Raw genomic sequence first — 15748 nt, 5'->3', positions numbered from 1 at the left:
GTTTCTCCTCAGTCGTCGAAGCCGGACCACGCCGTGACCGGGACGCCGAGCGTGACCAGGTCGGCGTCGGCGTAGTACGCGGCGGGGTCGTCCTCCGCGCGGTCCGCGTCGAACCACGGCGCGGGGTCCCCGAGGCGGCGCGGCGCCCACACGACGTCGATGTCGTCACGGGTCCGGTGGATCTTCACCTGGCGGCGGATGCCGTCCTCGGTGTACGTCCAGGCGTAGGGCTCAGGCATCGTCGCCTGCCCAGCGCTTCAGCATCCCCGCGATCTCCCGCAGGTCGCCCATCGTCAGGCCCGTGCGCTCGCCCTTGCCGTACATCCCGGAGGTCGCCTGGATCAGGAGCCTGTCGTCGTCCAGCTCCTCGAAGAGCTTCAGCGTGTGCGCCAGCGCCTCGATGGGGTTGGTCGGCCGGGGGTGCTGCTCGATGAACTCGTGCCGTTCGCGGTCATTCATGACGCCCCCTCGGGGCTTGCGGGTGGGATGGAGTCGGTGCCCCGGTCTGCCTTGCGGCGTACGTCCGTGGTGACCGGACCGGGGCGGGGTCACTCAGTAGTCGTGACCCGGTAGGCGCCGTACGGCCACGCGCTGCCGTAGAGCTTGCGGAGCGTGGCGTAGAGCGCGGCCGACTTGTCCTCGAAGCAGCCGACCGACTCGAACCAGTCGGCTTCGGGGTCCTCGATGCGCGCCCGGTATCCGTCCGGGGCACGAGAGAGCTTGGCCACTACCCCAAGTCCCGGCATGGCGAGGAAGAGGATGCCCTCGTCGCCCCTGGCGCCCCACCGGTATGAGGCAACCGGGATCTTCTTGACTGACTTCCCCGAGGCAGTGCCGCCGTAGATGACGGCATAGACCGTCTTCACGACGACCGCCCCGTCCCCACGGTCACCGCGACGGCCACCATGAACAGCGCGGCGGCGGCGGCCATGTACAGGAACCAGTGGTCCCAGACCCAGACGACGATGGAGAAGATCATGAGGTGGACTCCTTCACGGTCGTCGCGACGGCGGGCGGCCCGTAAAGACCGGGCAGCGCCGTCTTCCAGGGGCGCCCCGCGCATTCATCGCAGAGGTTGCCGCCCGCAGTGGACCGCTCACCTCGGCAATCGCCGAACTCGCATTGGTCCTCGCCCTTGTGGAGTCCACAGACGCAGGCGCGGGCGTCGTAGCAGGGACCCGGGTAGACGGAGGCGGGAGTCCACCTGCCGGTCGTGAGCTGAATCCGAATCCGGCGGGGCCGTTCATCGCGTCGCCCGGTCACGACCCGAACCCCATCTCGATCTCACCCTCAAGGTCGTCGGCTTCACGCTGCTGGCAGTCCTCGCAGCCGCAGTACGTGTACGAGTCGTCGATCAGTTCTGCGTAGCATTCGTCGTCGTCCATTACTCCCCCTCCCGGGCTTCACGTGCAGAGGTGGCATGCAGGCCGCATGAGCTGCGGTCGCACGGCTTGGCGATCTCGGCCTGACGGGCGTCGTGCGCTTCCCGTCCGGCGGCCAGCCAGTCATCGCCTGCGGTGTACTCCGGGTTCCACTCGGTCCAGTCGTTCAGCGCCTTGGTCAAGTTCGGCCCGTCGTAGAACTCGCTGAAGCCGAACATCGCGATGTGGTCGACCCAGGACTTCCGGCTGGACTCGTACGAGCGTCGGCTCATGTTGTGACCGCTGCTCGGGTCGATGTCGTCCATGGCCACCCCCATGGCAACGCACAGCGCGATGCGCGCGTCATCCATGTCGGTGCGGTCCTCGACCTCGCCCACGGTCCGCAGGCCGATGCTGCCGGGGAACCGCAGCATCCGGAGCCGCGCCTTCGTGCGTATGTCCATGACTCCCCCTCACGGGTGCCGCGTGAGCGGCTGGTTGCCGGGCTGCCACCGCATCGCGTCGCTGCTGCCGAGCCAGTCGGCGGTGCGGCGCGGGGTGATGTCCGGGGTGGTGCAGCGCGGATAGATGAACCACGCGGTGTCGAGCACGTGCCGCTCACCGGGGCGGTACGCCATCACCCGGCGGAACTTGCCGTTGATGAAGCGGAACGCCTTGCGGGGTTCGCGGCGGTAGATGCTGCGGTAGGTCCCGGCAGCGACGCGGCCGAACGGGGACGCGTAGCGCCAGGTGGCGGGCAATCCCCGGGTGACCAGGTACTCAGCGACAGTGGTCTTCATGAGAGGCCTCCCCGGGGCTCTACCTTCACTACCCATTCTCACCCCAAATCATTGGGATGCCAATACCCCAAACACTTGGGATATTGGCGGGATGTGGAGGCATGTGCTCCGGGCAGGGAGAAGCCCCGGCGGCGTGGCGGCCGGCCGGGGCTCGGAGTCAGTCCTGGAAGCAGGTGAAGTCGAAGGTGACGTCGTTGCCGTCCTTGTCCGCGACCTCGATGTCCCAGACGATGCCGCGCTCCGCTCCCCGCGCGGCCAGCGCGCCGACGCACTCGATGCCGGACGCCGGGAGGGTGCGGACGATGGTGCCGTTGACCGTGCCGTAACTGAGGCGGAAGGTCGCCACGTACCGGCCGGTGCGCAGGTCGCGGTCCAGGGTGCCGAGGTCGTGGATCGCAGTGGTCATGACGTCCCCTCAGGATGTGCGGGTGGGATGGATGCAGTGCCCCAGCGCCCTGCGACAGGTGGCGGGCGACTTCCCCCGCCGGGGCTTTGTGGGTCACTCGGGGCGGATCGATGTCACGGCGTACTGGTTGCTGCCGATGTATTCGGCGAGGGCGGCCAGGGCGGCATCGAGGTCATCCGCTTGCACTCGTACATGGCAGCTCTGGACGTCCACGTATCGGCGGTACGTGATCCCCCACGCCGGGCGGGTGTCCCGAGCGTCCGTCACGTGGTCGATTCGTGCGTCCATGGCCATTCCCCTTGCCTTAGGTGCTCCCTGCCGATGACTCCACTATTCACCCCAAGTTCTTGGGATGCAATACCCCAGACACTTGGGGTGTCATGATTCTTCTGCGTACCCCAAAGGATTGGGCTGTAGCATGAGCGGCATGGCCGATGACGTGACACCCGACGAAGAGACCGCGAAGGTCTTCGAGAAGTACCGGCGCCACCTCAAGGGCGAGCGCGAGATGCGGCCCGACGTGATGGCCCGCGCACTGGAGCTGCTACGCGCGGGCATGGGGACCAGGACCCTGGCCGACCTCACCGGCAAGACCGATGAGACGTTCCGGACCCTGGCCCGCAAGCACGGCATCGAGCCGCCCGCGGAGTACCGCAGCCGCTCGGAGCAGGCCAAGCGGCGGGCGGCCGGCGAAGCTCAGTAGGTCAGCGTCCCGTCGCGCAGACCGGCGATGATCTGCTCCTTGTCGGCGTCGGAGAGCCCGCCGTTCGTCCACTGCGCCTTCATCTCGGCCAGCTTCAGGCCGAAGAAGTCGCGGACCAGCTTCAGATGGCCGCTCTGCTTGGGTGCGGTCGTGTCGGGCATGGCGGAACTCCTCGCATCGGGTGGTGGAACCGCGGCGCGCACCGAGCAATCCAGGTGCGGGCCGCGGGGCATGAGGGAAGCGCTCTGCTCACGGGGAGCTGGCGCCTGTTAACGTGCTGCGCTTACGGCGAAAGGATCTTCAGCATGGCCATCCCGCTGCGCAATGTCCGCGTGCCCGACGAGCTCTGGTCGGCAGCCATGGCCAAGGCCGAAGCCGAGGGCCGGACAGTCACGTACGTGATCAACACCGCCTTGCGGAACTACGTCTCGACGCCTCCGCAGATCCTGAAGATCGAGGCTGACCCGCCAGGCTCAAGCACATGATCCCCTGCTTCGCGTACGGTATCGCCGCAGGTCAAGCAGGGGGCCGAAAAGCAGCCATGTACCACCATTTCGCCGGCAAGCCCGACCTCGCGCTCACCGCGATCCGGCGGACCGCGAAGGAGATGCGCGCCGCCGCGGAGGCCGTCCTGGACGGCACCGGCCCGGCGTACGACCGCGTCGAGGCCTATCTGCTGCGCGAGCGCGACGTACTGAAGGGCTGTCCCGTGGGGCGGCTCACGATGGACCCGGACATCATCGCCAGCGACGAACTCCGCGCGCCCGTCACCGAGACACTCGACTGGCTGCGCGACCGTATCGCCGAAATCCTCGAAGAGGGCCGCACCGAGGGCGAGTTCAGTGACGCGCTCGACGCGCGGGACGTGGCTTCGGCGGTCGTCGCGACGGTTCAGGGCGGTTATGTGCTGGCCCGCTCGTCCGGCTCGCCCGCCGCGTTCGACGCGGGAGTACGCGGCCTGCTGGCCCTGCTCGCGGCGGCCCGCACCACCCCGACCGCACACCGGACCACTCACTCCTGAGGACGACCCCCTTGCTCATCACCCGGAACCGCCCCGACAGCCGCAGGGGCCCGGCCGAGCACTTCACCGGCACCGTCTGGCTCGACGAGATCGCCGCCCCCGGCCCGCCCTCGCGCCTGCACCTGTTCAGCGTGCACTTCACGCCCGGCGCCCACACCGCCTGGCACCGCCACCCGCACGGCCAGGTCCTGCACGTCACCGAGGGCGAGGGCCTCGTACAGCGCGAGGGAGGGCCGATCGAGTCGATCCGGGCCGGCGACACCATCTGGATCGAGCCCGGCGAGGCGCACTGGCACGGCGCGGGGCCGCGCACCTTCATGACGCACCTCGCCGTGGTCGAGGCCGCCGACGACGGGACCACCGTCGACTGGGGCGCGCTCGTCGACACCGCCGCCTACCCCAACTGAGCCTGCGCCCCAGGGAGTACATGATGCACGCGATGCAGTACGAGATCACTCTGCCCGCCGACTACGACATGGGCGTCATCCGCCACCGCGTCGAGTCCAAGGGCCATCTCCTGGACGACTTCACCGGGTTGGGCCTGAAGGCCTACCTGATGCGCGAGCGCGGCGCGAACGGCTCGCCGGTCAACCAGTACGCCCCCTTCTACCTCTGGAACACGCCCGAGGGTATGAACTCCTTTCTGTGGGGCCCCGGTTTCCGTGGCCTCGTCGACGACTTCGGGCGACCGGTCGTGCAGAACTGGACGGTGCTCGCGTACGAGGACGGGGGCGCGGCCGCGACCGTTCCGCGGGCGGCGGTCCGCCGCCGGCAGCGCATCACCGAGCAGACACCGCTGCCCGGCATCGCCGAGGAACTGGTCGACGAGGCGGCACGGTTGAGTCGCGCGGAGGGTGCGGTGAGCGTCCTGACCGCCATCGATCCGCGCACGTGGGAGGCGGTGCACTTCTCGCTCTGGGAGCACGGGTCACCCGAGGCCGACGGTGAGGTCTTCGAGGTGTTGCACCTCTCCGCGCCCGAGCAGGAGAAGCTGCCGCGGGGGCGGCACTGGTGACCGGCCCCGCCGGGCCCGACGAGGCAGCGGTCACCCCCGCTGTCCGTACCGTTCTCGGGGACATCGCGCCGGAGCGCCTCGGTGTGTGCGACGCCCACGACCACGCCTTCCTGCGCAGTCCCCGACTGCCGGGACAGGAACTGGACTCGGCCGAGCACGCGGCCGCCGAACTCGCGGCGTTCCGTGCCGCGGGCGGACGGAGCGTCGTGCAGTGGACGCCGCACGGGATGGGACGCCACGCGGAGCGGCTGCCCGGCCTCTCCAGGACGACCGGGGTCCACCTGGTCGCGGCGACCGGGCTGCACCAAGCTGTGCACTACACACCGGAGTTCCTCGACGACCTCCGCGCGACGGACCTCGCGGACCTCTTCGCCCGCGAACTCACCGAGGGCATCGGGGAGTCCGGCGTACGGGCCGGGCTCATCAAGGTCGCGGGCGGCTTCCACGGACTCGACGGGCACGCCCGTCGGACGATGCGCGCGGCGGCCGAGGCCCACCACGCGACCGGCGCCCCGATCTGCGTCCACCTGGAACTGGGGACCGCCGCGTCACTCGTACTCGACCTGCTCTGCGGCACGTTCGACGTGCCGCCGCACCGGGTGATCCTCGGCCATCTGAACCGTTCCCCCGACCTGACGTGCCACCTGGGGGCCGCGCGGGCGGGCGCGTACGTGGCGTTCGACGGCCCCTCGCGCGCCCATCACGCCACGGACTGGCGCATGCCGGACGCGGTGTGCTCCCTCGCGGACGCGGGGTTCGGCGACCGGATCCTGCTCGGCGGTGACACGACGACGGCCGGGGCGCGCTCGGTGCACGGTGGCCCCGGCATGCCGTATCTGCTGCGCGGGGTGCGGCCCCGGCTCGAACTCGCGGTGGGCGAGGAGCTGGTGGAACGGATCCTGACGGTGAACCCGGGGCGGGCGTTCGGGGTGGCGTGGCGGTAGGGCCGGCCGGCCCCCTGGGGCGTGCGCCCCGAACACCACGGGCCGTGGCAGAGGGTCGAGGACACGATCCGGGACGCGCCGTCCGGCTGCCGGGAAATCGTGGGGTTCGTGCGGAACGCTTTCGCTCAGCGGGGTCTCTCACTATCCGTACGGCAGTACCCCCTGAGAGGAGTTGTTCCGCATGATGCGACGCGTTCGTGTCCTGTTGCTGACCACGCTGGCGCTGGTCGCGGGCTCGGTGATGTCATCCGCCCCCGCCTCCGCCGTCATCGGCGGCTCGAAAGCCACCTATGGCCCGTGGGCGGTACGGATGCTCGTCGACGGCAAACCGGCGTGCACCGGGACGGCGGTCTCCCGCCAGTGGATCCTCACCGCGTCGCACTGCTTCTACGAGCAGGCCCAGCCGGTCCCCGACCGGCGGATCTCCTTCCGCGTGGGCCACCTCGACATGCGCAGGGGCACCACGGTCCGCCCGCTCCGCGGCAAGCGCGTGGGCAGCGCGCACGCCGACATGATGCTCGTCAAGGTCCCGCCGATGAACGTCCGCACCGCACGCCTTTCCACGGTCGGCGTCAAGCGCGGCCAGCTCGTGCGGCAGTACGGGTGGGGCGCCACCTGCACCACCGATGAGAGCGCCTGCCAGTCCCCCGTCCTCAAGCAGTCGAAGCTGAAGGTCGTCCGGCCGAACGACCCCCTGTGCGCGGGCCACACCGCGCCGGGCGGCCCCGACTTCTGCATGAAGAAGGTGGCGGGCATTCCCGCCGGCGGCGACTCCGGAGGCCCGGTGATGACCATCGGCCCGCGCGGCACCGAAACCCTCATCGGCGTCTTCAACGGTTCCGACCGGGAGAAGAGCGCCGAGGCCGGAGAGGTCTCGCAGCAGCTGTCCTGGATCCGCTCGGTCATCCGGCGCTAGGTTCCGTCCGCCCTTGGTCCGTTGGCCGGCACATCGCGCAATTCCCGTTCCCCAAAAGGCAATTGCGCGAGCCGTTGTCGGCCCACGGCGGCCCTGGACATACGTCGACGCCACCTTCGTTCAGGGGACGCGGTCGCTCGATGTGCGCGGGGAGCGGGAGGAGCGGGCGAGGAGCGCGGACCTCATGCGTGAGGGGCGGGGCACGTTCCTGTCCGCCGTGCAGCGCTTGACACCCGCCTCCCGTCCAGTAGGCCCCGGCACTTTTGCATCGCGTTGTTCCACAACATATTGCACTGATCGTTCCAGAACCGGTACGGTACCGGCATGGCCCGACCGAGGAGTTTCGACGAGGAGCGAGCCCTGGACGCGGCGATGCACGCCTTCTGGACGCACGGCTACGAGGCCACGTCGACCCAGGACCTGTGCGAGGCCACCGGACTGGGCCGCAGCAGCATCTACAACACGTTCACCAGTAAGCACGACCTGTTCCGGCGCGCCCTGACCCGGTACATGGAGACCATGAACGCGAACCAGGCCGCCCTCCTCGAGGACACCGAGCGCGCCCCCTTGGACCGCATGCGCGCACTGTTCGCCCGGATCATCGACGGGGAGTTCGAGCACCGCGAGAACGGCCACAGCATCGGCTGCCTCACCGTCAACACGACCGTCGAGCTCGCCGGGCGCGACCCCGAGGCCGCCCGGATGCTGGAACGCGATCTCGCGGCCCGGCTCACCGTGCTGCGCGCCACGATCCGATCCGGCCAGCGGGACGGCGACATCACCTCGGCGCGGGACGCCGACACCCTCGCCCAGTTCGTCAACGCCGTCATCGGCGGCATGCGGGTCGCCGCGCAGGGCGGCGCCGACCGGGACGCGCTGGAGGGCATCGCCGAAACCGCCCTCGCCGCGCTGACGGCCCCTTAACCCTCCGGACGCCGAACACCCCGCACCGGCCCACTCCGCCGAACCGCGCCCCCTTACCCCTGCGCGTTCCCTCATGCCCGTTTTCTGTACTGATCAATCCAAAACCTGCCCGACAGGAGCACCCCGCCATGCCTCGCGCCGTTTACGTACTGGCCCTCGGCATCTTCGCCATGGTGACCAGTGAGTTCGTGGTCGCCGGACTGATGCCGCAGATGGCCGACGGACTGGACGCCACGATCCCGGAGATCGGCTACCTCATCACCGCCTTCGCCGCGGCGATGGCCTTCGGCGGCCCCTTCCTCACGGTCGCGGTGCTGAGGATGCGTCAGAAGTCCGCCCTGATGGTGCTGTTCGGCATCTTCCTCGCGGGCAACGTGCTCGCCGCCCTCGCACCCGACTACCGCACCATGCTCGTCGCCCGCGTCCTCACCGGCATCGCGTCCCAGGCCTTCTTCGGCGTCTCCATATCGCTGGCCTCCCGCCTCACCCGGCCCGACGTGCGCGGCCGTGCCGTGGCGGTGGCACTCAACGGACTGATGCTGGGCACGCTGCTCGGACTTCCGTTCGCCACCGTCGTCGGTGAACACCTCGGCTGGCGCGCCGCGTTCTGGGCGATCACCGGCCTGACGGCGCTGGCCGCCGCGGCCACGTTCGCCGGTGTGCCGAGCGCCGACGGTGACGACGCGGAAGCGGGCGGCCTGCGCCAGGAGCTCGGCGCCTTCCGCAGCCCCCGGCTCTGGCTGACGCTCACCACCAGCACGTTCGTGATCGGCGCGACCTTCTCCGCGTTCAGCTACCTCAACCCGATCCTCACGGAGCTCACCGGCTTCTCCACGGGGACCGTTCCGCTGCTCCTCGTCGCGTACGGCGCCGCCACCGTCATCGGCAACACCGTCGTCGGCCGGTTCGCCGACCGCCGCACCGTGCCCGTCCTGGTCGTCGGGCTCGCGCTCAACCTGACCTTCCTCACCGGATTCGCACTCTTCGCCGAACTGACCGTCCCCGCGGTGGTGTTCATGCTGGGCATCGGCCTGGTCGGTGTCACCATGAACCCGGCCCTGGTGACCCGCGTCCAGCGGGTCGGCAACGCGCGGCCGCTGGTGAACACCGTCCACTCGTCGTTCATCACGCTCGGCATCATCATCGCCACGTCCGTCGGCGGGCCCGCCATCGACACGTTCGGGCTGCGCTCACCGCTGTGGATCGGCGCCGGCCTGGCCGCGCTCGGCCTGCTCTCCCTGGTGCCGGATCTGCTCCGCCGCCGCACCGCATCCGCCACCACGGCACCGGACCCTGGCGCCGCCCCAGTTCCCGCCCCGGGCGTCGTCAAGACCGCACCCCCCGCGGCGGCTGCCACGAGCAATGCCGCCGAGGACCTCCCTCAGCCCGCCTAGGCCAACGCACCCAAGGGGTCGTCGAGCACCGGCTGCCAGGCCAGCTCGGCGGCCCCCACCAGGCTGTTGTGGTCCAGCGTGCACGACAGGATCGGCACGCCGCCGCTGCGCCCCCACAGGCTCCGGTCCGCGACGACGGCCCGCAGCCGCTCCGGGTCCGCCTCCAGGAGGGCGCGGTGCAGACCGCCCAGGATGATCCGGTCGGGGTTGAGGATGTTGACCAGGCCGGCGAGCCCGAGACCGAGCCGGTCGATCAGCGCCTCGGCCGCGGTGCGCACCGCCGGGTCGTCGTACCCGTCGCGGAGCAGTTCCCTGGCCTGGACGAGAAGTCCCTCCGGTCCCGGCTCACGCCCCGCCTCCGTCAGGAAGGCGAGCGGATCCGTCTCGACGTCCAGACAGCCCCGGCTGCCGCAGTGGCACGGGCGCCCCTCGGAGTGCACGGTGAGGTGACCCACCTCCAGCGCGAGGCCCGAACTCCCGGTGTGCAGACGGCCGTCGAGGACCAGGGCGCCACCGACACCGCGGTGCCCGGTCGCCACACAGAGCAGGTCACGGGCGCCACGCCCGGCACCGTGCCGGTGCTCGGCCAGCGCGGCGAGGTTCACGTCGTTGCCGGCGAACGCCGGTCCCGCGATGCCCGCCCCCCGTACACAGCCGGCGAAGATCTCGCGCACCGGCGCACCCGCGGACCACGCCACGTGCAGCGGGTTGAGGGCGGTGCCGTCGGGCTCGGCCACCGCGGACGGCACCGCCAGGCCGGCGCCGACACAGCGCCTGCCGGTTTCGCGCAGCAGCCCGGCGCCCGCCTCGACGACCGCGCCGAGGACCTCCGCGGGGTCGGCGCCCACGGTCTCGCAGCCCGGCGCGGTCGCCACGATCGAGCCGCCGAGCCCGACCAGCGCGGCCCGGAAGCCGTCGGCGTGCACCTGCGCGGCGAGGGCCACGGGCCCCTCCTCCGCGACCGCGAGGCGGTGCGACGGCCTGCCCTGCGAGCCCGCGGCGGCACTGGGCTTCGCGTCGATCCGGATCAGTCCCAGCGCCTCCAGCTCGGCGGCGACCGCGCCGGCCGTGGCGCGCGTGACGCCCAGCTCGGCGGTGAGCACGGCACGGGTGGGAGCGCGTCCGGTGTGGACCAGTTCCAGCGCCGGGCCCAGCGCGCCGCGCCCTCGCTCCAGGCGGGTACGCGTGCTCACTTCGGTCACTTCCCCCTCGGCACGGGGGTCAGCCTTGCCGTTCATGAGGGCGAGTCTCCCATGATCCGTACACGGCCTCGCCGTTCAGCCGCCATCGGCTCGTTCCTCCCCGTATCCGTGCCATGTCCGTGCCGTGTCCGTCCGGTGCGTGCTTCCGGCGCGCGCTTGCGGACGGTCCCGTGCACCGCCGGCAACCGTCTTGAACGACACCCTCGCGCACCCCTACTCTGACTTTGTGCCGCCACTAAACAAAATCGGGAACGCAGCGTCGCGGCCCACCGGCCCCCTCGATCCCGCCCCCGCACCCGACCTCCGCCGACTGCGTGTCGCCCTGACCCTCTTCTTCGCCCTCGACGGCTTCGTCTTCGCCGGCTGGGTCGTCCGCATTCCCGCGATCAAGGAGCAGACGGGGGCGTCGGCGGCCCAGCTGGGCCTTGCGTTGCTGGCGGTCTCCGCCGGGGCCGTCGTCACCATGACGCTCACCGGGCGGCTGTGCACCCGCTTCGGCAGCATTCCGGTGACGGTGGCCTGCGCCGTGCTGCTGCCGCTGAGCGTGGCGCTGCCGCCGCTGACGGGCTCGGTCCTCGTCCTCGGACTCGTACTGCTGATCTTCGGAGCCGCGTACGGCGGGATCAGCGTCGCCATGAACAGCGCCGCCGTCGATCTCGTGCGCGCGCTGCGGCGGCCGGTGATGCCCAGCTTCCATGCCGCCTTCAGCCTCGGCGGCATGCTGGGCTCGGGCCTCGGCGGGCTCGTCGCGGGCCGCCTCTCCCCCACTCCCCATCTGCTCGGGATCACCGTCGTCGGCCTGGCCGTCACCGCGGCGGCCGCGCCCACCCTGCTGCGCCACGGTGCGTCGATCGGGCCGCGCCCGAACGGCGACGCGGCGGCCGCACCCGCCCCCGCGACCGCCGCCGCCGATGCCACCGCCGCGGTGGGGCGCGGCGGTTCGGGCCGCATGGACCGCCGTACCCGCGGGCTCGTGGTGGTCTTCGGGCTCATCGCGCTGTGCACCGCTTACGGCGAGGGCGCCATCGCCGACTGGGGCCCCCTCCACCTGGAGCAGGACCTGCACGCCCACCCGGGCGTCGCCGCGGCCGCCTACTCGTGCTTCGCCTTCGCCATGACGATCGGCCGGTTCTCCGGGACCACCCTCCTCGAACGGCTCGGCAGGACCCGCACGGTGGTCGGCGGCGGCGCGACGGCGTGCGCCGGAATGCTGCTCGGCGCGCTCGCCCCGTCGACCGGCCTCGCACTGGCCGGATTCGCGGTCACCGGACTCGGCCTCGCCAACATCTTCCCGGTCGCGGTCGAGCGGGCGGGCGCCCTCGCCGGCCCCGGCGGGGTCGCCGCGGCGTCGACGCTCGGTTACGGCGGCATGCTGGTCGGGCCGCCGCTCATCGGTTTCATGGCCGACTGGTACTCGCTGCCCACCGCGCTGACCAGCGTCGCGGTGCTCGCGGGCGTCGCGGCGGTCATCGGCTTCGCCACACGTCGTACGGAGGGCAGGGACCGTACGGAAATCACGGAGCGTACGAAGGGTACGGAAAGGGTCTGACATCACGCGGAGTTCCCGTTCGACGGCACTCCATCCGACACAATCTTCCGCATGGACATTTTCCGGCACATCCAAGTCGTGGAGCGCGAGGGGGAGTTACTGGCCCGAGCCGCAGCGGAGGCCGGCTCCGACGCCAAGGTGCCCACCTGTCCCGACTGGCAGGTGCGGGACCTGCTGCAGCACACCGGGATGGTGCACCGCTGGGCCGCCACCTTCATCAGGGAGCGGCGCATGGCGTACCGGCTCGGCGGCGAGCTCCCCGAGCTGGACGGGGACGCGCTCGTCGAGTGGTTCCGCGAGGGGCACGCCTCGCTCGTCGAGACGCTCCGCGCGGCGCCGCCCGACGTGCGGTGCTGGGCCTTCCTGCCGGCCCCCTCCCCCCTGGCCTTCTGGGCCAGGCGCCAGGCCAACGAGACGACTATCCACCGGGTGGACGCCGAGTCCGCCCGCGGGGGCCAACCAACCGTGATCGAAGCGGAGTTCGCCGTGGACGGGATCGAGGAGCTGCTCCTCGGCCTGCACACCCGCAAGAAGAGCCGGGTGCGCAGTGACGTGCCGCGGGTGCTGCGGGTGCGGGCCACGGACGTGCCGGACACAGCGAGTACGCCGGGTGCATCGAGTGCGGCAGGGACGTCCGGCTCACCGGGTCCGCCCAGTCCATCCGGCGAGCGGATCTGGACCGTACGCCTCTCCGACGGACCGCCGGTCACGGAGCGCGGCGCGACGGCGCCCGCCGACGGCGAGGTGTCGGGGTCTGCGGCACGCCTCTATCCGGCGCTGTGGAACCGGCTGCCGTTCCCGCAGGTGACGGGCGACCACACGCTGGCGGAGCTGTGGCGGGAGAAGTCGGCGATCGTCATGGGCTGACGGGCGCGAGGGTCAGCGTGCGTGATCGTCGAGCATCCGCTCGAGGACCGCGCGCTGCAGCGGCCGCACCTCGGCATGGAGCGCCCGCCCCTTGCCGGTGAGCGACACCCGTACGCCGCGCCGGTCCTCGCTGCACATCCCGCGCTCCACGAGACCGTCCTTCTCCAGGCGCCCGATCAGGCGGGACAGGGCGCTCTGGCTCAGGTGGACCTGCGCGGAGATCTCCTGCACCCGGAACGTACAGCCGCCGTCGTCCGAAGAGCCTTCCGCGAGCACGTCGAGCACCTCGAAGTCGCTCGCCCCCAGACCGTGCGGATGCAGCTCCCGATCGAGCTCGCACAGGGTGCGCGCATGCACCGCGAGGATGTCGCGCCAGTGGTCCACGAGCCCTTGCTCGGCCGTTTTCGCCGCCATGACACCGCACGGTAGCAGGATTTCCGGCTTTTGTTGCACCGTCATTAAATGCATGCGCATAGATAAGCCGCGGGGCGGGATGTACGCACACCCGCGGGGCGATCGGGCTCGCCCGCCCGGGGCCCGTCTGTCAGCCCAGCCAGCCGGGGCGGACCAGGCCCGACTCGTAGGCGAGCACGACGAGTTGCGCGCGGTCCCGGGCACCCAGCTTCACCATGGTCCTGCTGACGTGCGTCTTGGCGGTGAGCGGGCTGACCACCAGGCGGCGGGCGATCTCCTCGTTCGAGAGACCGATGCCGACCAGGGCCATCACCTCCCGCTCCCGCTCGGTCAGACCACTCAGCGCGTCCGCGGCCGCGGGCTCCTTGGAACGGGCCGCGAACTCCGCGATGAGGCGGCGCGTCACGCCCGGCGAGAGCAGCGCGTCACCCTCGACCACCGCCCGCACCGCGCGCAGCAGCTCGTCCGGTTCGGTGTCCTTGACCAGGAAGCCGGAGGCTCCGGAACGGATCGCCTCGAAGACGTACTCGTCGAGCTCGAAGGTGGTGAGCATGACCACCTTCACGCCCTCAAGGCCCGGCTCGTCGGTGATCCGGCGGGTCGCCGCCAGACCGTCGAGCACCGGCATGCGGATGTCCATCAGGACGACGTCGGGGCGCAGTTCCCGCACCATCCGCACGGCTTCCGCGCCGTCGGCGGCCTCGCCGGCCACCCCGATGTCGGGCTGCGCGTCGAGGAGCGCCTTGAAGCCGGCCCTGACCAGGGACTGGTCGTCGGCGAGCAGTACGCGGATCACTGGTCCTCCCGAGGTGCGGTGCGGCCCCGGTCCCGGGGGTCCCGGCCCGCCGGCAGGGGCAGTACGGCGGTCACGCGGAAGCCGCCGTCCGGGCGCGGGCCCGCCTCGATCGTGCCATCGAGGGCGGCGGCGCGCTCCCGCATCCCGGCGAGTCCGTTGCCGCTGCCGCCCGCGTCGGCGCCGGTGGCGGGACCGTCGTCGTCGACGCGCAGGGTGAGCGCGGCCGGCTCGTGGCGCACCAGCAGGCGCGCGTGGCGTGAACCGGAGTGACGTACGACGTTCGTCAGCGCCTCCTGGACGATGCGGAAGGCGGCGAGGTCCACGCCGGGCGGCAGCTTGTCCGCGGGGGCGGGCCCGGCGCCGGAGGCTGTACTGATCTTGGGGGTGGGCTCGGTCGCCCCCTCGGGCGTGCCGCCCTCCGGGGCGACCTCCGTGACGACCTCGGGGGCGCCGTTCGCTGAGGCGACCTCCGTGGTGACCGCGACGGTCAGGCCGGCGCTCCGGGCCTGCTCCACGAGCTCGGGCAGCCGGTCGAGGCCGGGCGCCGGCGCGCGGGGCGCCTCCCCGGGCGCGCGCAGCGTGCCCAGGACCTGTCGCACCTCACCCAGCGCCTCCTTGCTGGCGGCCTTGATGGTGGTCAGCGCGGTCCTGGCCTGCTCGGGGTCGGAGTCGAGCAGGGCGAGGCCGACGCCCGCCTGGACGTTGATGACGGAGATGCTGTGCGCGAGGACGTCGTGCAGCTCCCGCGCCATCCGCAACCGCTCCTCGTCCGCGCGCCGCGCGGCGGCCTGCGCGCGCTCGGCGCGCTCCTTGGCCCACTGCTCCCGTCGTACGCGGCCGAGTTCGGAGACCGCGACGATCGCGACGACCCATACGGCGACGATGATCTCCTCGCCCCAGGGCCGCGAGGCGTCGCCACCGGGCGGCAGCCACCGGTAGAGCCAGTGGGCGATCAGCAGATGCCCGGCCCAGAGCCCGCCGACGGCCCCCCAGCCCGCGCGCCGGTGTCCCGCCACGACAGCGGCGAAGCAGGCCACCGCGACGGCGAGGAAGATCGGGCCGTAGGGAAAACCGGCCCCGATGTAGACCAGTGTGACCCCGGCCGTGGCGTACACGACGGGCACCGGGTACCGGTGACGCAGCACAAGGACCACCGTCGCCAGGAACAGCAGCACCCGCGCGAAGGGCGTGAGGTGCTCCCGGGAGCCGGACTGGGCGTGCTCGGCGAAACCGGACCCGATCTGCACGAACACGGTGAGCGCGAGCGTCGTCGGCCACGGCAGCCTGCGCCCCGCCCGCCCCTCGCCCCCGGAGTTCCACCAGGGCGGCCCCAGCCGCCACATCGGCGGTCCGCCCGACGCCTGGGGCGGCCCGCCGGGCCCACGTTCGCGCTGCTCGTCCATGACCGCAACGCTAGACCGGGACGGCTCCCGGGG

23 protein-coding genes and 1 pseudogene are annotated in these 15748 nt (G+C 71.5%); 11 read left to right on the top strand and 13 right to left on the bottom strand.

Annotated elements, in window-relative coordinates:
- Positions 1 to 8: 8 nt before the first annotated feature.
- From ACZ6B8_RS22910 to ACZ6B8_RS22875, 8 genes are all read right to left on the bottom strand, one after another.
- Positions 9 to 239, bottom strand: coding sequence for a hypothetical protein (locus ACZ6B8_RS22910; RefSeq protein WP_471608365.1), 231 nt, complete (start codon positions 237 to 239; stop codon positions 9 to 11).
- Positions 232 to 459 carry a hypothetical protein gene (locus ACZ6B8_RS22905; protein ID WP_471608364.1) on the bottom strand — a complete coding sequence of 76 codons (228 nt, stop codon included), beginning with the start codon at positions 457 to 459 and terminating at the stop codon, positions 232 to 234. The genes ACZ6B8_RS22910 and ACZ6B8_RS22905 overlap by 8 nt, the downstream gene beginning before the upstream one ends.
- 89 nt (positions 460 to 548) lie before the next feature.
- On the bottom strand, positions 549 to 866 hold the full coding sequence (locus ACZ6B8_RS22900; RefSeq protein WP_471608363.1) for a hypothetical protein: 318 nt from the start codon (positions 864 to 866) through the stop codon (positions 549 to 551).
- A gap of 393 nt (positions 867 to 1259) precedes the next feature.
- Entirely contained in the window at positions 1260 to 1385 is a 126-nt protein-coding gene (locus ACZ6B8_RS22895) for a hypothetical protein (RefSeq protein ID WP_471608362.1), read from the bottom strand.
- The gene (locus tag ACZ6B8_RS22890; RefSeq protein ID WP_471608361.1) at positions 1385 to 1825 is read right to left on the bottom strand and encodes a hypothetical protein; all 441 of its coding nucleotides are present in this window, start codon (positions 1823 to 1825) and stop codon (positions 1385 to 1387) included. Before ACZ6B8_RS22890 ends, ACZ6B8_RS22895 begins: the two co-directional genes overlap by 1 nt.
- 9 nt (positions 1826 to 1834) lie before the next feature.
- Complete coding sequence (locus tag ACZ6B8_RS22885) at positions 1835 to 2161, bottom strand: hypothetical protein (protein WP_471608360.1); 327 nt, start codon at positions 2159 to 2161, stop codon at positions 1835 to 1837.
- A 157-nt stretch (positions 2162 to 2318) separates the two neighbouring features.
- Positions 2319 to 2567, bottom strand: a complete 249-nt coding sequence (locus ACZ6B8_RS22880) for a hypothetical protein (RefSeq protein WP_471608359.1) — start codon at positions 2565 to 2567, stop codon at positions 2319 to 2321.
- Positions 2568 to 2660: 93 nt separating this feature from the next.
- A complete protein-coding gene (locus ACZ6B8_RS22875) occupies positions 2661 to 2855 on the bottom strand; it encodes a hypothetical protein (RefSeq protein ID WP_471608358.1) in 195 nt (64 codons plus the stop codon).
- Positions 2856 to 2994: 139 nt separating this feature from the next.
- Between ACZ6B8_RS22875 and ACZ6B8_RS22870 the strand changes: the two genes are divergently transcribed.
- Positions 2995 to 3270: a hypothetical protein gene (locus ACZ6B8_RS22870; protein WP_471608357.1), complete on the top strand. Its 276-nt coding sequence runs from the start codon at positions 2995 to 2997 to the stop codon at positions 3268 to 3270.
- On the opposite strand, the gene ACZ6B8_RS22865 is transcribed toward ACZ6B8_RS22870, so the two are convergent.
- The gene (locus tag ACZ6B8_RS22865) at positions 3264 to 3431 is read right to left on the bottom strand and encodes a hypothetical protein (protein ID WP_471608356.1); all 168 of its coding nucleotides are present in this window, start codon (positions 3429 to 3431) and stop codon (positions 3264 to 3266) included. The two genes, ACZ6B8_RS22870 and ACZ6B8_RS22865, sit on opposite strands and share 7 nt — an antisense overlap.
- A gap of 144 nt (positions 3432 to 3575) precedes the next feature.
- Here ACZ6B8_RS22865 and ACZ6B8_RS22860 point away from each other — a divergent pair, with 144 nt between their 5' ends.
- The 8 genes and pseudogenes from ACZ6B8_RS22860 (at position 3576) to ACZ6B8_RS22825 (ending at position 9484) form a co-directional block, all read left to right on the top strand.
- Positions 3576 to 3755, top strand: a complete 180-nt coding sequence (locus tag ACZ6B8_RS22860) for a ribbon-helix-helix domain-containing protein (protein ID WP_471608355.1) — start codon at positions 3576 to 3578, stop codon at positions 3753 to 3755.
- 53 nt (positions 3756 to 3808) lie between these two features.
- A pseudogene (locus ACZ6B8_RS22855) lies at positions 3809 to 4291 on the top strand (TetR/AcrR family transcriptional regulator); the annotation flags it as partial.
- Between the two features lie 11 nt (positions 4292 to 4302).
- Entirely contained in the window at positions 4303 to 4698 is a 396-nt protein-coding gene (locus ACZ6B8_RS22850; RefSeq protein WP_471081899.1) for a (R)-mandelonitrile lyase, read from the top strand.
- A 23-nt stretch (positions 4699 to 4721) separates the two neighbouring features.
- Positions 4722 to 5306: a DUF4865 family protein gene (locus ACZ6B8_RS22845; protein WP_471608601.1), complete on the top strand. Its 585-nt coding sequence runs from the start codon at positions 4722 to 4724 to the stop codon at positions 5304 to 5306.
- Positions 5300 to 6250: a phosphotriesterase family protein gene (locus ACZ6B8_RS22840; protein ID WP_471082660.1), complete on the top strand. Its 951-nt coding sequence runs from the start codon at positions 5300 to 5302 to the stop codon at positions 6248 to 6250. The genes ACZ6B8_RS22845 and ACZ6B8_RS22840 overlap by 7 nt, the downstream gene beginning before the upstream one ends.
- Positions 6251 to 6431: 181 nt before the next feature.
- Positions 6432 to 7166: a S1 family peptidase gene (locus ACZ6B8_RS22835; protein ID WP_471081905.1), complete on the top strand. Its 735-nt coding sequence runs from the start codon at positions 6432 to 6434 to the stop codon at positions 7164 to 7166.
- Between the two features lie 324 nt (positions 7167 to 7490).
- Complete coding sequence (locus ACZ6B8_RS22830; RefSeq protein ID WP_471081911.1) at positions 7491 to 8090, top strand: TetR/AcrR family transcriptional regulator; 600 nt, start codon at positions 7491 to 7493, stop codon at positions 8088 to 8090.
- A 128-nt stretch (positions 8091 to 8218) separates the two neighbouring features.
- Complete coding sequence (locus ACZ6B8_RS22825) at positions 8219 to 9484, top strand: MFS transporter (RefSeq protein WP_471608354.1); 1266 nt, start codon at positions 8219 to 8221, stop codon at positions 9482 to 9484.
- Here ACZ6B8_RS22825 and ACZ6B8_RS22820 read toward each other — a convergent pair.
- The gene (locus ACZ6B8_RS22820; RefSeq protein ID WP_471608353.1) at positions 9481 to 10722 is read right to left on the bottom strand and encodes an ROK family protein; all 1242 of its coding nucleotides are present in this window, start codon (positions 10720 to 10722) and stop codon (positions 9481 to 9483) included. The two genes, ACZ6B8_RS22825 and ACZ6B8_RS22820, sit on opposite strands and share 4 nt — an antisense overlap.
- A gap of 190 nt (positions 10723 to 10912) precedes the next feature.
- On the opposite strand from ACZ6B8_RS22820, the gene ACZ6B8_RS22815 reads away from it, so the two are divergent.
- A complete protein-coding gene (locus tag ACZ6B8_RS22815) occupies positions 10913 to 12235 on the top strand; it encodes an MFS transporter (protein WP_471608352.1) in 1323 nt (440 codons plus the stop codon).
- Positions 12236 to 12286: 51 nt separating this feature from the next.
- A complete protein-coding gene (locus tag ACZ6B8_RS22810; protein ID WP_471608351.1) occupies positions 12287 to 13102 on the top strand; it encodes a maleylpyruvate isomerase family mycothiol-dependent enzyme in 816 nt (271 codons plus the stop codon).
- A gap of 12 nt (positions 13103 to 13114) precedes the next feature.
- On the opposite strand, the gene ACZ6B8_RS22805 is transcribed toward ACZ6B8_RS22810, so the two are convergent.
- The 3 genes from ACZ6B8_RS22805 to ACZ6B8_RS22795 all read right to left on the bottom strand — a co-directional run bounded on the left by ACZ6B8_RS22805 (position 13115) and on the right by ACZ6B8_RS22795 (position 15715).
- On the bottom strand, positions 13115 to 13516 hold the full coding sequence (locus ACZ6B8_RS22805; protein ID WP_471081924.1) for a MarR family winged helix-turn-helix transcriptional regulator: 402 nt from the start codon (positions 13514 to 13516) through the stop codon (positions 13115 to 13117).
- Positions 13517 to 13646: 130 nt separating this feature from the next.
- On the bottom strand, positions 13647 to 14312 hold the full coding sequence (locus tag ACZ6B8_RS22800) for a response regulator (protein ID WP_471081926.1): 666 nt from the start codon (positions 14310 to 14312) through the stop codon (positions 13647 to 13649).
- The gene (locus ACZ6B8_RS22795; protein ID WP_471608350.1) at positions 14309 to 15715 is read right to left on the bottom strand and encodes a sensor histidine kinase; all 1407 of its coding nucleotides are present in this window, start codon (positions 15713 to 15715) and stop codon (positions 14309 to 14311) included. The genes ACZ6B8_RS22800 and ACZ6B8_RS22795 overlap by 4 nt, the downstream gene beginning before the upstream one ends.
- Positions 15716 to 15748: the final 33 nt, after the last annotated feature.

Source organism: Streptomyces sp. NPDC041122, assembly GCF_055592445.1.
Note: the sequence above shows the minus strand (reverse complement) of the source record. Positions and strands in the feature narration are given on the sequence as shown.

Bases quoted from the DNA above. Each gene is read 5' to 3' on its own strand.
- ACZ6B8_RS22910 (WP_471608365.1), bottom strand. From the start codon at position 239: ATGCCTGAGCCCTACGCCTGGACGTACACCGAGGACGGCATCCGCCGC.
- ACZ6B8_RS22905 (WP_471608364.1), bottom strand. From the start codon at position 459: ATGAATGACCGCGAACGGCACGAGTTCATCGAGCAGCACCCCCGGCCG.
- ACZ6B8_RS22895 (WP_471608362.1), bottom strand. From the start codon at position 1,385: ATGGACGACGACGAATGCTACGCAGAACTGATCGACGACTCGTACACG.
- ACZ6B8_RS22890 (WP_471608361.1), bottom strand. From the start codon at position 1,825: ATGGACATACGCACGAAGGCGCGGCTCCGGATGCTGCGGTTCCCCGGC.
- ACZ6B8_RS22885 (WP_471608360.1), bottom strand. From the start codon at position 2,161: ATGAAGACCACTGTCGCTGAGTACCTGGTCACCCGGGGATTGCCCGCC.
- ACZ6B8_RS22880 (WP_471608359.1), bottom strand. From the start codon at position 2,567: ATGACCACTGCGATCCACGACCTCGGCACCCTGGACCGCGACCTGCGC.
- ACZ6B8_RS22875 (WP_471608358.1), bottom strand. From the start codon at position 2,855: ATGGACGCACGAATCGACCACGTGACGGACGCTCGGGACACCCGCCCG.
- ACZ6B8_RS22870 (WP_471608357.1), top strand. From the start codon at position 2,995: ATGGCCGATGACGTGACACCCGACGAAGAGACCGCGAAGGTCTTCGAG.
- ACZ6B8_RS22865 (WP_471608356.1), bottom strand. From the start codon at position 3,431: ATGCCCGACACGACCGCACCCAAGCAGAGCGGCCATCTGAAGCTGGTC.
- ACZ6B8_RS22860 (WP_471608355.1), top strand. From the start codon at position 3,576: ATGGCCATCCCGCTGCGCAATGTCCGCGTGCCCGACGAGCTCTGGTCG.
- ACZ6B8_RS22845 (WP_471608601.1), top strand. From the start codon at position 4,722: ATGCACGCGATGCAGTACGAGATCACTCTGCCCGCCGACTACGACATG.
- ACZ6B8_RS22835 (WP_471081905.1), top strand. From the start codon at position 6,432: ATGATGCGACGCGTTCGTGTCCTGTTGCTGACCACGCTGGCGCTGGTC.
- ACZ6B8_RS22830 (WP_471081911.1), top strand. From the start codon at position 7,491: ATGGCCCGACCGAGGAGTTTCGACGAGGAGCGAGCCCTGGACGCGGCG.
- ACZ6B8_RS22825 (WP_471608354.1), top strand. From the start codon at position 8,219: ATGCCTCGCGCCGTTTACGTACTGGCCCTCGGCATCTTCGCCATGGTG.
- ACZ6B8_RS22820 (WP_471608353.1), bottom strand. From the start codon at position 10,722: ATGAACGGCAAGGCTGACCCCCGTGCCGAGGGGGAAGTGACCGAAGTG.
- ACZ6B8_RS22810 (WP_471608351.1), top strand. From the start codon at position 12,287: ATGGACATTTTCCGGCACATCCAAGTCGTGGAGCGCGAGGGGGAGTTA.
- ACZ6B8_RS22805 (WP_471081924.1), bottom strand. From the start codon at position 13,516: ATGGCGGCGAAAACGGCCGAGCAAGGGCTCGTGGACCACTGGCGCGAC.
- ACZ6B8_RS22795 (WP_471608350.1), bottom strand. From the start codon at position 15,715: ATGGACGAGCAGCGCGAACGTGGGCCCGGCGGGCCGCCCCAGGCGTCG.